This window comes from Acetobacter senegalensis (assembly GCF_001580995.1).
GTDB classification, from domain to species: domain Bacteria; phylum Pseudomonadota; class Alphaproteobacteria; order Acetobacterales; family Acetobacteraceae; genus Acetobacter; species Acetobacter senegalensis.
Window position 1 is genome coordinate 67,319 of sequence record NZ_LHZU01000144.1, and the last position, 13,178, is coordinate 80,496.

The 13,178-nt window shown below is 58.6% G+C and carries 13 protein-coding genes; 3 read left to right on the forward strand and 10 right to left on the reverse strand.

The genetic code is table 11. From position 1 onward, the window contains the following. Nucleotides 1-144 precede the first annotated feature (144 nt). The 10 genes from tolB to secA all read right to left on the reverse strand — a co-directional run bounded on the left by tolB (nt 145) and on the right by secA (nt 9,938). On the reverse strand, nt 145-1,509 hold the full coding sequence (gene tolB, locus AD948_RS14400; RefSeq protein ID WP_006559844.1) for a Tol-Pal system beta propeller repeat protein TolB: 1,365 nt from the start codon (nt 1,507-1,509) through the stop codon (nt 145-147). Between the two features lie 25 nt (nt 1,510-1,534). Continuing rightward, complete coding sequence (locus AD948_RS14405; protein ID WP_061472488.1) at nt 1,535-2,527, reverse strand: hypothetical protein; 993 nt, start codon at nt 2,525-2,527, stop codon at nt 1,535-1,537. A gap of 27 nt (nt 2,528-2,554) precedes the next feature. After that, a complete protein-coding gene (gene tolR / locus AD948_RS14410; RefSeq protein ID WP_039905388.1) occupies nt 2,555-2,986 on the reverse strand; it encodes a protein TolR in 432 nt (143 codons plus the stop codon). Between the two features lie 3 nt (nt 2,987-2,989). Further along, complete coding sequence (gene tolQ, locus AD948_RS14415; RefSeq protein WP_176364784.1) at nt 2,990-3,730, reverse strand: protein TolQ; 741 nt, start codon at nt 3,728-3,730, stop codon at nt 2,990-2,992. Nucleotides 3,731-3,825: 95 nt separating this feature from the next. Continuing rightward, nucleotides 3,826-4,239, reverse strand: a complete 414-nt coding sequence (ybgC, locus tag AD948_RS14420; RefSeq protein WP_006557692.1) for a tol-pal system-associated acyl-CoA thioesterase — start codon at nt 4,237-4,239, stop codon at nt 3,826-3,828. Next, nucleotides 4,236-5,315 carry a Holliday junction branch migration DNA helicase RuvB gene (gene ruvB / locus AD948_RS14425; RefSeq protein WP_006557693.1) on the reverse strand — a complete coding sequence of 360 codons (1,080 nt, stop codon included), beginning with the start codon at nt 5,313-5,315 and terminating at the stop codon, nt 4,236-4,238. Before ruvB ends, ybgC begins: the two co-directional genes overlap by 4 nt. After that, nucleotides 5,312-5,920, reverse strand: coding sequence for a Holliday junction branch migration protein RuvA (gene ruvA, locus AD948_RS14430; protein WP_006557694.1), 609 nt, complete (start codon nt 5,918-5,920; stop codon nt 5,312-5,314). Before ruvA ends, ruvB begins: the two co-directional genes overlap by 4 nt. Continuing rightward, nucleotides 5,917-6,423, reverse strand: coding sequence for a crossover junction endodeoxyribonuclease RuvC (ruvC, locus tag AD948_RS14435; RefSeq protein WP_006557695.1), 507 nt, complete (start codon nt 6,421-6,423; stop codon nt 5,917-5,919). Before ruvC ends, ruvA begins: the two co-directional genes overlap by 4 nt. A gap of 2 nt (nt 6,424-6,425) precedes the next feature. Next, nucleotides 6,426-7,175, reverse strand: a complete 750-nt coding sequence (locus tag AD948_RS14440) for a YebC/PmpR family DNA-binding transcriptional regulator (protein WP_035382568.1) — start codon at nt 7,173-7,175, stop codon at nt 6,426-6,428. Between the two features lie 39 nt (nt 7,176-7,214). Then, nucleotides 7,215-9,938: a preprotein translocase subunit SecA gene (gene secA / locus AD948_RS14445; RefSeq protein WP_061472506.1), complete on the reverse strand. Its 2,724-nt coding sequence runs from the start codon at nt 9,936-9,938 to the stop codon at nt 7,215-7,217. A gap of 236 nt (nt 9,939-10,174) precedes the next feature. Between secA and AD948_RS14450 the strand changes: the two genes are divergently transcribed. The 3 genes from AD948_RS14450 to AD948_RS14460 all read left to right on the forward strand — a co-directional run bounded on the left by AD948_RS14450 (nt 10,175) and on the right by AD948_RS14460 (nt 13,167). Further along, nucleotides 10,175-11,131: a peptidylprolyl isomerase gene (locus AD948_RS14450; protein ID WP_061472489.1), complete on the forward strand. Its 957-nt coding sequence runs from the start codon at nt 10,175-10,177 to the stop codon at nt 11,129-11,131. 75 nt (nt 11,132-11,206) lie between these two features. Next, on the forward strand, nt 11,207-12,454 hold the full coding sequence (argJ, locus tag AD948_RS14455; RefSeq protein WP_061472490.1) for a bifunctional glutamate N-acetyltransferase/amino-acid acetyltransferase ArgJ: 1,248 nt from the start codon (nt 11,207-11,209) through the stop codon (nt 12,452-12,454). A gap of 68 nt (nt 12,455-12,522) precedes the next feature. Then, entirely contained in the window at nt 12,523-13,167 is a 645-nt protein-coding gene (locus AD948_RS14460; RefSeq protein ID WP_006557700.1) for an RDD family protein, read from the forward strand. Nucleotides 13,168-13,178: the final 11 nt, after the last annotated feature.

A 13,178-nucleotide genomic window follows, 5' to 3' on the forward strand; every position in this document is an offset into this window, starting at 1 on the left:
TCCACACCTCTCCAGTTGGAGTCGGGTGTCTTGTTGTCCATTATCCGCCCCAATGCGGCATAAAAAAGGCGGAGCGGGCAAATTTCCCGTCCGCCTTTCATGACCTCGTTTTCGCGCACCCTTAGGCGCGCAAACTAAAGCCTCTTAGCCGTTAAGAGGAGACCATGCCGGATCAGACGCCTGCCCCGGTGTTGGCAGAACGCGATCATTGAAGCCGGTGATATCCACCATGCCGATCGTGGAGTTAAAGCCTGCCCCCCCTGCGCCAGCGCGAGTCTGACGGCAATAGGCCAGAACACGGCCGTTGGGACAGAAACTCGGGCTTTCCACTGTAAAGCCTTCGGTCATGATCCGTTCACCCGTGCCATCCGGGTTCATGACCCCCAGAGAGAAGCTGCCATTGGCAATACGGGTAAAGGCAATCAGATCCCCACGCGGAGACCATACCGGAGACCCATACGTGCCATTGCCGTAAGAAATACGGCGTGCCCCGCCGCCAGACGCACTCATGATGTACAACTGCGGGCTGCCGCCACGGTCAGAGTTGAAAACAATCTGTGAGCCATCGGGGCTGTAGCTGGGGCTGGTGTCAATGGCGCCGGATGCCGTGATCTGGCGGCGCGAGCCAGAGGCCAGATCAACCACAAACAGGTCTGATCCGCCATTACGGGTAACGGACAGAACAACGGAGCGACCATCTGGAGAGAAACGGGGCGCGAAGGAAATGCCCGCAAACTCACCCAGAATCTGCTGGCGGCCACTGCCGAGGTCAAACAGATACACCCGCGGGCGATTATTGGCGTAGGACATGAAGGCCACTTGATCCTTCACCGGGCTGAAGCGCGGTGTCAGGGTCAGCCAGTTGCCTGCCGTCAACATGCGGGCGTTCGCACCGTCCTGATCCATGATGGCAAGGCGTGTACGCTGATGGGCCCGCGCGCCAGAGCGGGAAATGAAGGCGATACGGGTATCAAAGTACCCTTTTTCACCCAGCATGCGCTCATAGATCACATCCCCCACAATGTGGGCGATCCGCCGCCAGTTGGCGGAAGAGGTTGTGTAGGCCGTGCCCTGAATCTGCTGCTGTGTCAGTACATCCCACAGACGCATTTCCACCCGGACGGACCCGCTGCCGGAAACTGTACCTGTTACCAGCGCCCGAGCACCGGTTGCTTTTGCGGTAGAGAAATCTGGCGCGCCCGTGGAGGCCCCACCCGGCAGAACCTTGAACAGGCCTGTATTGGTCAGATCATTGCTCAGCACTTCAGCAATCTGAGCACCCAATCCACCGCCAAAATTGGGCAGGATAATGGGGATCGGTGCCGTGCGGGCCTGATCAACGGTAATTTCCGCTTCTGGCGCGGCGGCAGCGGCTGCCATGGCGGAAAGCGGGGTTGCCAGCAGGCCCCCTGCTGCCAGCCCAGCTCCCATCACGGTACGGCGACCCAGAAAAGACTTCAGGTTGTCGGCATCCTGGTCAGAAATAATCGGCCGGGTATTCGTCAGCATACGTTTTTTCTCCCTGTGGCCTGAATCAAGGCCTGAATATAAATTTCAACTGCCGGGTCTGACCCAGAAGGTTTTTGGGAATTGGCAGCTTGGAACAGGTCGGGCTCAAAACCGCCGCCCGCGCCCGTTCCGCCAGAGCACGATAGGAAGGATCAGCGTTCATCTGTGCCTGTGTCTGCGGAGCAAACTGCACAATACGCGCCTCCCCTGCGGCATCCACCGTCACAATCAGGTGCGCCACAAAGGTCGCGTAATTCTTTGCGGCCGTATCTTCCGTATAGCAGCGCCGCACTGCCCCCCCGATGGCCTTCTGCTCACCCACACTCAGGCTGCGCGTAATATCCCCGGTGGGTGACCCACCCCCATTGGGCGCACCACCCTGCACGGGGTTGGCCTTTGCCGTGGGCGCATGCGTCTGCTTCTGGTCCGACCGGAATGAATCCAGGGTCTCCAGCAGAGAATGGCTGTCCGTCTGGGTTTTCTTCGCCTTGTTCGGCTGCGTGATATGCGACGGAATAGGCGTATCAGGCAGCGTATCCGTGGGTTCAGTCACGGGAGAAGGCGGCGCCACGCTCGGCGTCGCTTTTGGGGGCGACGGCGGAGACGGCGGCGTTTTCACCACATCCGGAGAAGGCTCATCCGCTTTGGGCGGAATGGGCGTATCAGGCAGCTTTTCCGCTTCCGGCACGGGCGGTGGCGGAATAGGCTGCGGTGGGGGTGGCGGAGGTGGCGATTCCTCGTTCGGAACAGGCTTGGGCGGTTCCGGCGTAGGCGGCGCATCATTCGGCACAGGGGCCGGAGCGGGCGCAGGTGTCGGGGAAGGCTTGTCAGCCTTGGCCGTGGAGCCGCCACTGTCAGCGCTTTCAAACTGCATTTCCACAACCGGAGGAGGTTCCTCCGGCGGCTTGGGGGCAGGCAGGGAAAGAAGAAGCGCCAACAGAAGCGCAATGTGCGCCCCGCCTGACAGATAGAGAGACCGCCGAAGCAGAATCTGTTCGGAACGGCGTGGCCGCACCATGAGTTTGTCCTCTCCGCGTGGGAGAATTTAGTGCCCGCTGCTGGCGGGTTGCTGCGCCAGCAGGGCCACGTGGGTGAAGCCGCCTTCGGTGATCTGCCCCATCACCTGCATGACACGCCCATAATCAATATGAGCATCACCACGGACAAAAATACGGTGTTCCGCATCGTTATTGGCAGCAGCCTTGAGCTGCGTCACCAACTGGTCTGGCGAGACTTCGGAATCTCCCAGATAAAGCGTTCCGTCAGACTTGATGGACACCGTTATGGGTTTGGTATCTGAATTAACGGGCCGGGCATCGGTCTTGGGCAGGTCCACGTTCACGCCGCTTGTCATCATGGGGGATGTGACCATGAAGATGATAAGCAGAACCAGCATGACGTCCACCATGGGTGTCACGTTGATTTCGGCCATCGGACGCCGCCTGCGGCGCCCCCCTCCTCCCGACGGCATCGCCATGGCTCAGGCCCTTTCTTCGGACTGGCGGGAGAGAATGGCCGCAAATTCCGTGCCAAACCCTTCCAGACGGTCCTGGAACAGATCAAGGCTGTTGCTGATCACGTTATAGGCCACATAAGCGGGCACAGCCGTAAGCAGGCCAATGGCCGTTGCAAACAGGGCTTCTGAAATACCGGGGGCCACAACGCTCAGATTGGTGTTGTGCATGGCGGCAATGGACGCAAAGGAATGCATGATCCCCCACACCGTGCCAAACAGGCCGACAAACGGTGCAACAGGTGCCACTGTTGCCAGAAAAATCACCCAACGGCGCAGGCGGTCCATTTCACGCGTCACCGTAATGCCAATGGCGCGGTCAACACGTTCCTTCACACCCCCGCGCACCAGATCCACACCGGGGATACGGGCAGAACGCCGCCATTCCCCCATAGCGGCACCGAATACGGCAGCCAGCGGATGCACCGGCTTGGCGCCATCACTTTCATACAGATCATCAAGGCTGCCGCCAGACCAGAACCGGTCTTCAAAGGCTGAGGCCTGTTTGTTGATCCGCCGCAGTGTAACAATCTTGTCGAAAATAATGGCCCAAACCATCACGCTACACAGCACAAGCCCCAGCATGACCAGTTTGACCATAAAGGAGGCATTCATAAACATGCCCCATACCGACAGATCTCCCGCCGCTGCTACGCCGAGATTTGCCGCGTCAACCGCACGATCCAAAAACGCCTCCTGCCTCTGCACCCATAGTGGGCAACCAGTCACCGACTCGGGCTTTTACCTATGCTGCCCAACTGCACCGTTTTTACTGTCTTCCGTGCGAAAGCAGAAGAGGGCCTCTACTCTTCCGCTTCAAGTCGGCGTAAAAGATCACGCCATAACGGCGGAAATCGGGCAGGACGACCATCTTTTGCTTTGACGCAGGCCAGAACTACGTCAACACGCGCGCAAAATTCATCACCGCGGGTAAAAACCTGCTCAAGTCTGCAACTTGCCGCCTTCTGCTCAAGCAAGCGCGTGGTGACAGTTGCAATATCATCAAGCGTGAGCGGCACCCGGTAATTGATCGTGGCGTCCCGCACCACAAACACCAGCCCGAACTCGGATAAAAGACTGGCCGCCGGCATGCCCAAGCTGCGAATGGCCTCCGTGCGGGCCCGCTCGGCAAACGCCAGATACCGGGCGTGATACACAATGCCCCCTGCATCTGTATCTTCATAATAAATGCGAAAATCGATGCTATGCGTGGTCATTCGCCCTCCTCATCTTCCGGCAGAAGATCCATCTGGGCTGAACGCGGCTCATCCGGTCTGGCCGGTGGGGTCAGCCCCAGATGCCGCCAGCCCCGCTCCCCAAGCATGCGCCCCCGACTGGTACGCATAATCAGCCCTTCCTGAATCAGATAAGGCTCAATCACGTCTTCCAGTGTGTCCCGCGCTTCAGCCAAGGCGGCTGCAAGTGTCTCTACGCCAACCGGGCCGCCATGGTGGTATTCCGCAATGCGGCGCAAGTAACGGCGGTCCATGGCATCCAGCCCCAGTGCATCCACTTCCAGACGACTGAGAGCCGCATCTGCAACCTCACGACTGACGGGAGCCGTGCCTTTGCCGCTTACCAGCGCAAAATCCCGCACCCGGCGCAGCAGACGCCCCGCAATACGGGGTGTGCCACGGGAACGGCGGGCAATTTCCTCTGCCCCTTCGCTGCTAAGCGCAAAGCCGAGCTTTTCCGCACCGCGCGCCACAATCAGCCGGAGTTCATCCGGCGTATAGAACACCAGCCGAAGCGGAATACCAAAACGGTCCCGCAAGGGCGTGGCCAACAGGCCCGCACGGGTTGTTGCCGCCACCAAGGTAAAGGGGGGCAGATCAATTCGTACAGACCGTGCGGCCGGGCCTTCCCCAATAATCAGATCAAGCTGGAAATCTTCCATCGCGGGATAGAGAATTTCCTCAATCGCGGGCTGCAGGCGATGAATTTCATCAATAAACAGCACATCCCGCGGTTGAAGGTTGGTCAGGATGGCCGCCAGGTCACCAGCCCGTTGAATAACCGGGCCAGATGTTGCCCGAAACCCGACCCCGAGTTCACGAGAGACAATCTGCGCCAGTGTGGTTTTGCCCAACCCCGGTGGCCCATGCAGAAGAACATGATCCAGGGCCTCTCCCCGCTGGCGGGCAGCGGCAATAAACACGGCCAGATTTTCCCGACTCGCACGTTGTCCGGTAAAATCCGCCAGAGTTTGCGGGCGAAGCGACCCTTCTCCCGCATCATCTTCGTGGCGGCCAGCGTCGATTTCCCGTTCAGGCGTGAAGTCAGCACCGCTCATCGGGCCAGCTCCTTCAGGCTATCCCGCAGCACTGTATCCAGCGTGGCGGCTGCGCCGCGTTCGTCCAGCAAGCGCCGCACAACCGGCACAGCCTCCGAGCGACGGAACCCTAGACCGGCCAGCGCCATCAAGGCATCCGCCTCAATCCCGCCGCCCGGTGTGGCCGCAGCAGGGAACACAATCCCACCGCCACCACCGGGCATTTTACCCGCTTTATCACGCAGTTCCGTCAGGATTCGGTCGGCCAGACGCCCCCCCACACCCGGTGCACGGGTCAGGCTGGCTTTGTCCGCTGTGGAAAGCGCAGCCACCAGTTCACCCGGAGAAAGTGTGGACAGAATCCCCAAGGCCACTTTGGCCCCAACGCCCTGCACGCTGGTCAGCAGCCGGAACCATTCACGTTCCGCGCTTTCCATGAAGCCGTACAGAAGAATGGCATCTTCCCGCACCACTGTTTCAATCAGCACGCGGGCTTTTTCCGGCGGGTTGGGCAGCGCCGCCAAGGTGCGTGTGGACGCCGAGACCAGATATCCCACGCCGTTCACATCAATAACGCACGATCCTGTTTCAACCTGAATGACCAACCCGCACAGAAACGCAATCATGCCATTCTTACCCCGGCCGCAATGTGGCGGGCGCTGGCCCGATGATGCGCATGGCAAATGGCCACTGCCAATGCGTCAGACGCATCTGCCCGCAAAACCTTAACCCCGGGCAGCAGACGGCGCACCATCATTTCCACCTGATCCTTATCGGCAGAGCCTGTGCCCACAACAGATTTTTTAACAGACAACGCGCCGTATTCCGCCACGTCCAGCCCGGCCAAAGCCGGAGCCAGAAGGGCCACGCCACGGGCGTATCCCAATTTGAGCGTGGCGGTGCCGTTACGGTTAACGTAAGTTTCTTCAACCGCCGCTTCAGACGGAGCCAGACGGTCTATCAGCAATGTCAGGTTTTCGTGCAGCACCTTCAGTCGGTCTGGCACGCTATCCGCGCTGTTGGTTGCAATCACGCCGTTTTCAACGTGCCGCAACCGGTTACCCTCGACATCAATCACACCCCAACCGGTAAACCGTAGGCCGGGATCAATGCCGAGCAGGCGCACCACTGTCAGGAAGACAGTTTTTCGGCCAGATCATCCGGCAGATCAAAATTGGCGTAAACGTTCTGCACGTCGTCATTGTCTTCCAGAACGTCCAGTAGCTTGAACACACTGGTGGCTTTTTCTTCATCCAGCGTCACGCTGTTTTCCGGCCGCCAGTCCAGCTTGGCGCTTTCCGGTTCACCAAACTTGGCTTCCAGCGAATCCCGCACGGTAAAGAAAGATTCCACTTCACAGGTGATCTCGTGCGTTGTGTCTGAAGACACAACATTTTCAGCCCCTGCTTCAATGGCCGCTTCCAGCATGTCATCTTCTGAAGCCACGGAAAGCGGATAGGTGATCACACCAAGGCGACGGAACATGAAAGAGACCGAATTGGTTTCCCCCAGAGACCCACCATATTTGGAGAACGCCGCGCGCACATCAGATGCCGTGCGATTACGGTTATCGGTCAAGGCTTCCACAATAACAGCAACGCCAGCCGGGCCGTAACCTTCGTAGCGCACTTCCACATAATCTTCACCGCCCGCAGCACCCGTTGCCTTCTTGATGGCGCGGTCAATATTGTCCTTGGGCATATTCACATCACGCGCGGCGGCAATAGCCGCCCGCAGGCGCGGGTTGGACGCAGGGTCAGGCAGGCCGGAACGGGCAGCAACCGTCAGTTCACGAATAACCTTGGCAAACTGTTTGGCCCGCTTGGCATCCTGCGCACCTTTACGGTGCATGATGTTCTTAAATTGGGAATGACCCGCCATAGTTCCTTACCTAACTGTCCCGTCCACACTCCCGCCTGCTCAGATCAGGCGGCCATGACAATGTTTATATTTTTTGCCTGAACCACAGGGGCATGGCGCGTTACGCGGTGTTTCGCCCCAGCTTGACGGATCATCCGGCATGATGGCGCTGGCCCCGATGGGTACTGCCATTTCAGGCGCAGCACCCGGAGACAATCCCGGCCCTGGTTCGGACTCAAAGCCCGGAATTTCCGGGTTTGCGTGAACTTCTGCTGTATCGGCAAACGGATCAACCGTGCCAGCCGGAGCCACTTCCACACGCGCCACCAGAGACACAACGCGTTCACGCATTTCTTCAAGCATGATGGTGAAGAGCTGGAAGGCCTCATGCTTGTATTCGTTCAGCGGATCTTTCTGGCCGTATGCCCGCAGCCCGATGCCCTGACGCATCTGATCAAGCGCGTGCAGATGCTCTTTCCAAACGGCATCATAGGTGGTCAGCAAGACCTGTTTTTCAATGAACCGCATCAGATCCGGGCCAAGATTGGCAGCCCGGGCGGCATGTGCCTGCGTAGCAGCCTGACTGATGCGCTCAGCAACCTGCTCCGCATCCATGCCGTCTTCCTTCGCCCATTCGGCAATCGGCAGATCAAGCGCGAATATCTTGTTTGCCGCCGCATGCAGGCCGGCCACATCCCATTGTTCCGCAAAGGATTTTTCAGGAATATGGCGCGCCACCATGGCGTCAATCACATCTTCCTGCGCTTCCGCAATGATGGAGGACACATCCTCGGTAGACATGTATTCCCGGCGCTGGGCGTACACTTCCTTGCGCTGGTCATTCATCACGTCATCATATTTGAGCGTGTTCTTGCGCATGTCGAAGTTGCGGGCTTCAACTTTTTTCTGCGCCCGTTCCAGCGCCTTGCTCAGCCAGGGGTGAACAATGGCCTCGCCTTCTTTCATGCCCATTTTCTGGAACATGCCGCCCATGCGGTCAGACCCGAAAATCCGCATCAGGTCATCTTGCAGGGAGATAAAGAACCGTGAATTACCCGGATCACCCTGACGGCCGGCGCGACCCCGCAACTGGTTATCAATCCGGCGGCTTTCATGCCGCTCAGTGCCGATAACGAACAGGCCACCGGCCTGCTTCACAATCTCATGGTCACGGGTCACACGGTCCCGAATGGCCTGCTCGGCCGCATCCCGTTCCGGTGACGGCTCCATGCCTTCAAGCTGCTGCTCTATCAGCATGTCAACATTGCCGCCCAGCTTGATGTCCGTCCCACGTCCGGCCATGTTGGTAGCAATGGTGATAGCACCCGGAGACCCCGCCTGCGCCACAATCTTGGCTTCCATTTCATGGAAACGGGCATTGAGCACATTATGGGGAATGTTTTCCTGCTTCAGCAGGGCGGAAAGCGCTTCACTTTTCTCAATGGAAGTGGTGCCCACCAGAATAGGCTGGTTGCGCTCATGCACCTCACGGATAAGACGCGTGACAGCCGCGAATTTCTCCGCTTCCGTCAGATAGATCTCATCATCTTCATCTTTACGGGCAACTGGCCGGTTGGTGGGAATTTCCACCACATCCAGCTTGTAGATTTCCGCAAATTCGTCGGCCTCGGTCATGGCCGTGCCGGTCATGCCGGACAGTTTGGGATAAAGACGGAAAAAGTTCTGGAAGGTGATGGAGGCCAGCGTCTGGTTTTCCTGCTGGACCTCAACATGTTCCTTGGCTTCCAGCGCCTGATGCAGGCCATCCGAATACCGGCGGCCTTCCATCATGCGGCCGGTGAATTCATCAATAATCACCACCTTGCCGCCCCGCACGATGTAATCCACATCACGCGAGAACAGGGTATGAGCCCGCAGAGACTGCTGCACATGATGAACCACAGCCACATGATGCAGGTCATACAACCCGCCTTCATCCAGCACGCCAGCTTCCCGCAGCAGGTCTTCCACCTTGTCAGACCCGGCATCCGTCAGCACAACGCTGCGGAACTTTTCGTCCTTTTCGTAAGTTGCGGGGTCCTGCACCAGCCGGACTACAACTTCATCCACAGCCCGGTACAGATCTGAACTGTCTTCCGCAGGGCCGGAAATAATCAGCGGCGTACGCGCTTCATCAATCAGGATGGAATCCACTTCGTCCACAATGGCGTGGTAGAAGGGGCGCTGAACCATCTCTTCCAAGCGATACTTCATGTTATCGCGCAGGTAATCAAAGCCGAATTCGTTATTGGTGCCGTAGGTGATATCCGCCGCATAGGCCGCACGGCGGGCTTCATCAGGCATATTGGGCACGATCGTCCCGGTGGTCAGCCCCAGAAAGCCATAAAGCTTGCTCATCTCGGCCGCATCGCGGGAGGCGAGGTAGTCGTTCACCGTCACCACATGTACGCCTTTGCCAGCCAGGGCACTGAGGTACACTGCCAGCGTTGCCACCAGCGTCTTGCCTTCCCCGGTGCGCATTTCGGCAATACGGCCAGCCTGCAGCACCATGCCGCCAATAAGCTGCACGTCAAAATGCCGCATACCCAGCACCCGGCGGGATGCCTCACGCGCCACAGCGAACGCTTCAGGCAGGAGGCTGTCTAGCGTGGCCCCCTGGGCCAGCCGTTCACGAAACTCTCCCGTCTTGGCTGCAAGCGCGGCGTCATCCAGCGCCTGCATCTGGGGTTCCAGGGCGTTGATTTCCGGCACGCGGCGCTGGAACATCTTGAGCGTCCGATCATTGGCAGTGCCGAACAGGGCGCGGACGAAGCTTGCGAGCATGAAAACCTTTCCGGAACAATGCGCGACCCCTTCCGCCTTCCATCCGGAACCAGACCGGCGGAGACAGAACAAGGCATCAGCATGGAGTGGCTCGGGGGCAAAATAGGGCCGAGGCCGCCTGCGGTCAACCAATCACCCCGGTTTCTTGCCTTGCACCCGGCAAGAGGGCTTGCAGGGCTGGGGAGCCTCCTTCATAGAGGTAACACTGTTTAGTCCTTAGTTTAGGGTTTGTCCTCATGCGGTTTACCAAACAGGCCTTCGCTCTTGCAGCTACGGCCCTGCTTGCCTCCACTGCCTTTTCTGCTTCTTCTTTTGCGGCTCCGGCTGCACCGGCAGCGGCTCCCGCCACGCCGGCAGCTCCTCCAGCAAAGCCGGTAGACCCGAATGCCGTGGTCGCTACCGTGAACGGTGAAAAGATCACGGTGTCTGATGTGCAGGACGCCCTGTCCAACATGCCGCCGCAGATGCGCCAGCTGCCGCCGAACCTGATCTTCCCGATGCTGGTCAATCAGCTGGCTGATCAGAAAGCCATCCAGATTGTTGCCCGCAAGGAAGGTCTGGACAAGACACCAGACGTCAAGAAAATGATGGATGCTGCTTCCATCAATGCGCTGCAGAATGCATGGCTGTCCAAGCAGGTTACGCCCCAGCTGACGGATGCGGCCATTGAGCAGTATTATCAGCAGAATTACGCTGGCAAGCCGCCGGAACAGGAAGTGCATGCCCGCCACATCCTGGTAAAGACCGAAGCTGAAGCCAACGATGTGATCAAGAAGCTGAAAGCTGGCGCAGACTTTGGTAAGCTGGCTGCGGAAGTTTCAACCGATACCGGCAGCGCCAAGCAGAACGGTGGTGATCTGGGCTGGTTCAAGAAAGAAGACATGATCCCGGCCTTCTCAACCGCTGCCTTCGCCATGAAAAAGGGCGATATCAGCAACACGCCGGTCAAAAGCCAGTACGGCTACCATGTCATTCAGGTGCTTGATACCCGCACCGATCCCGTGCCGTCCCTGGACAGCGTGAAAGACAAGATCCGTCAGGCTCTGATCCAGAAATACGTGCGTGAAGCCGTTGGCAAAGCCACCAGTGATGTCAAGATTGTCCGGTTTGATCCCTCAACCGGCAAGCAGCTTCCTGATGCGCCTCCTCCCGGCACACCGGGCGCAGCACCGGCTGCTCCGGCCAAAAAATAATCTGATCTGACCACCCTCTTCCAGCCGCCATGCTTCCTGCATGGCGGTTCTGCCGTTTCAAGGACATAAAGCGTTATGGCACACGCCCTCCCCGTTTCTCCTCTCGCCCGGCCTCTTCCTGAGCTTGGTGTTATTCGCGGGGTGCGCCTTGGCGCGGCGGAAGCAGGTATCCGTTACAAAGGCCGGACAGATCTGGTTCTGGCCGAATTTACCCCCGGCACCACAGTGGCGGGTGTCTTTACCCAGACAAAATGTGCTGGCGCACCGGTTGATTGGTGCCGCTCCGTTCTACCGCACGGACAGGCAGGGGCGCTGGTGGTCAATGCCGGGAACGCCAACGTCTTTACCGGTCGCGCAGGCCGCGAAACCTGCGAAGCCACGGCGGAAACCGCAGCCAAACTGGCCGGATGTTCGCTGGATGCCGTTTATCTGGCCTCCACTGGTGTGATCGGGGCGATTCTTCCGCATGAGCGCATTACAAATGCGCTGCCCGCGCTGCACACTGCACTCAGCGAAACCGGGTGGGAAGCCGCAGCACGCGGCATCATGACCACTGACACGTTTCCGAAAGCCGCTGTACGTACTGCCACGCTGAACGGCACCACTGTGACCATTCAGGGCATTGCCAAGGGCAGCGGCATGATTGCGCCAGACATGGCCACCATGCTGGCGTTCGTAGCGACCGATGCCGCTCTTCCGGCACCTGTGTTGCAAAGCCTGCTTTCAGCAGATGTCAAAACCACCTTCAACTGCATCACGGTCGATTCTGATACCTCCACCTCAGACATGGTTTTGCTGTTCGCCACAGGTGCGGCGCAGAATCCGCCTGTTACAGCAGAAATTGACGCCCTGAATGACGCCACACTGGCAGATTTCCGTGCAGCCCTGAAAGCGGTGCTGCATGACCTGGCACTTCTCGTCATTCGGGACGGAGAAGGGGCCACCAAACTCATGAACATTCGGGTGACGGGTGCAGTCTCTGATGCGTCCGCCTGGGGTGTTGGCATGGCCATTGGCAATTCCCCGCTGGTGAAAACCGCTGTTGCGGGAGAAGACGCAAACTGGGGCCGCGTTGTCATGGCCGTAGGCAAATGCGGCGAACCGGCAGACCGCGACACACTTTCCGTTTCCATAGGCGGTGTTTGCATTGCCCGTGATGGCACGGTTGTGGCGGACTATGATGAAACGCCCGTGGTTGCCCACATGAAGGGGCAGGAAATTGATATCGCCGTTGATCTTGGCCTTGGCACAGGATCAGCTCAGGTCTGGAGCTGTGATCTGACCCACGGCTATATTGATATCAACGGCTCCTACCGCAGTTAGCCCCGCCGCCCACACGGACGGTTCATGTTCGCTGCCTCGCCAGCAACAGTTTTTAAGGAACAGGCCTGATGTCCGCTTCTGATCTGCCGCCCGGCTGGGGAGGCCCGTCGCAACATTCGGATAACGGTTTCTATACTCCGCAGGAGGGCATTGGCCGCCCGATGTGGATTTACGCTGGCTTCTGGTGGCGTGTGTGGGCTTTTATAATTGATAGCGTCATTCTGAGCGTGGTGGATGGCGTGCTGGGCTTCTTCATGCTGCCTGACCTGAAAGTGGAATGGGAGGAAACCCCCATTCCCGACGCATCCGGCCAGACCATGGATGTTGTGGATATCGCCTCCTTCGTGCAGCCGGAAACGGCTTCCGTCCTTATTCCGCATATTCATGCAGGCAACTGGCATCTGCCCAGCCTGTTTCTGGCGCTGCTTCCGGCCCTGTATTTCATTTTCTTTGAATCGTCCTCCTTCCGCGCCACACCGGGCAAACGGCTATGCCGTCTGGAAGTCACCACCACCCGCGGCAGACAGATTTCCATTGGCCGGGCGACAGTGCGTTTTCTGGTAAAGGCCTTCATCTCGTTCCCGTTTTTTTACATCGGGGTGCTAATGGTGGCTTTCACGCGCCACAAACAGGCGCTGCATGACCTGATTGCGGATACGCTGGTTATCCGGTCTGAAACTGCACAGGTTGTAACTTTCGAACCCCGATCCTGAAACGCCGGCCA

What these genes read in the sequence shown, in the direction of transcription:
- tolB (WP_006559844.1), bottom strand. Translation starts at nt 1,509, where the DNA reads ATGCTGACGAATACCCGGCCGATTATTTCTGACCAGGATGCCGACAAC.
- AD948_RS14405 (WP_061472488.1), bottom strand. Translation starts at nt 2,527, where the DNA reads ATGGTGCGGCCACGCCGTTCCGAACAGATTCTGCTTCGGCGGTCTCTC.
- tolR (WP_039905388.1), bottom strand. Translation starts at nt 2,986, where the DNA reads ATGGCGATGCCGTCGGGAGGAGGGGGGCGCCGCAGGCGGCGTCCGATG.
- ybgC (WP_006557692.1), bottom strand. Translation starts at nt 4,239, where the DNA reads ATGACCACGCATAGCATCGATTTTCGCATTTATTATGAAGATACAGAT.
- ruvB (WP_006557693.1), bottom strand. Translation starts at nt 5,315, where the DNA reads ATGAGCGGTGCTGACTTCACGCCTGAACGGGAAATCGACGCTGGCCGC.
- ruvA (WP_006557694.1), bottom strand. Translation starts at nt 5,920, where the DNA reads ATGATTGCGTTTCTGTGCGGGTTGGTCATTCAGGTTGAAACAGGATCG.
- AD948_RS14440 (WP_035382568.1), bottom strand. Translation starts at nt 7,175, where the DNA reads ATGGCGGGTCATTCCCAATTTAAGAACATCATGCACCGTAAAGGTGCG.
- secA (WP_061472506.1), bottom strand. Translation starts at nt 9,938, where the DNA reads ATGCTCGCAAGCTTCGTCCGCGCCCTGTTCGGCACTGCCAATGATCGG.
- AD948_RS14450 (WP_061472489.1), top strand. Translation starts at nt 10,175, where the DNA reads ATGCGGTTTACCAAACAGGCCTTCGCTCTTGCAGCTACGGCCCTGCTT.
- argJ (WP_061472490.1), top strand. Translation starts at nt 11,207, where the DNA reads ATGGCACACGCCCTCCCCGTTTCTCCTCTCGCCCGGCCTCTTCCTGAG.
- AD948_RS14460 (WP_006557700.1), top strand. Translation starts at nt 12,523, where the DNA reads ATGTCCGCTTCTGATCTGCCGCCCGGCTGGGGAGGCCCGTCGCAACAT.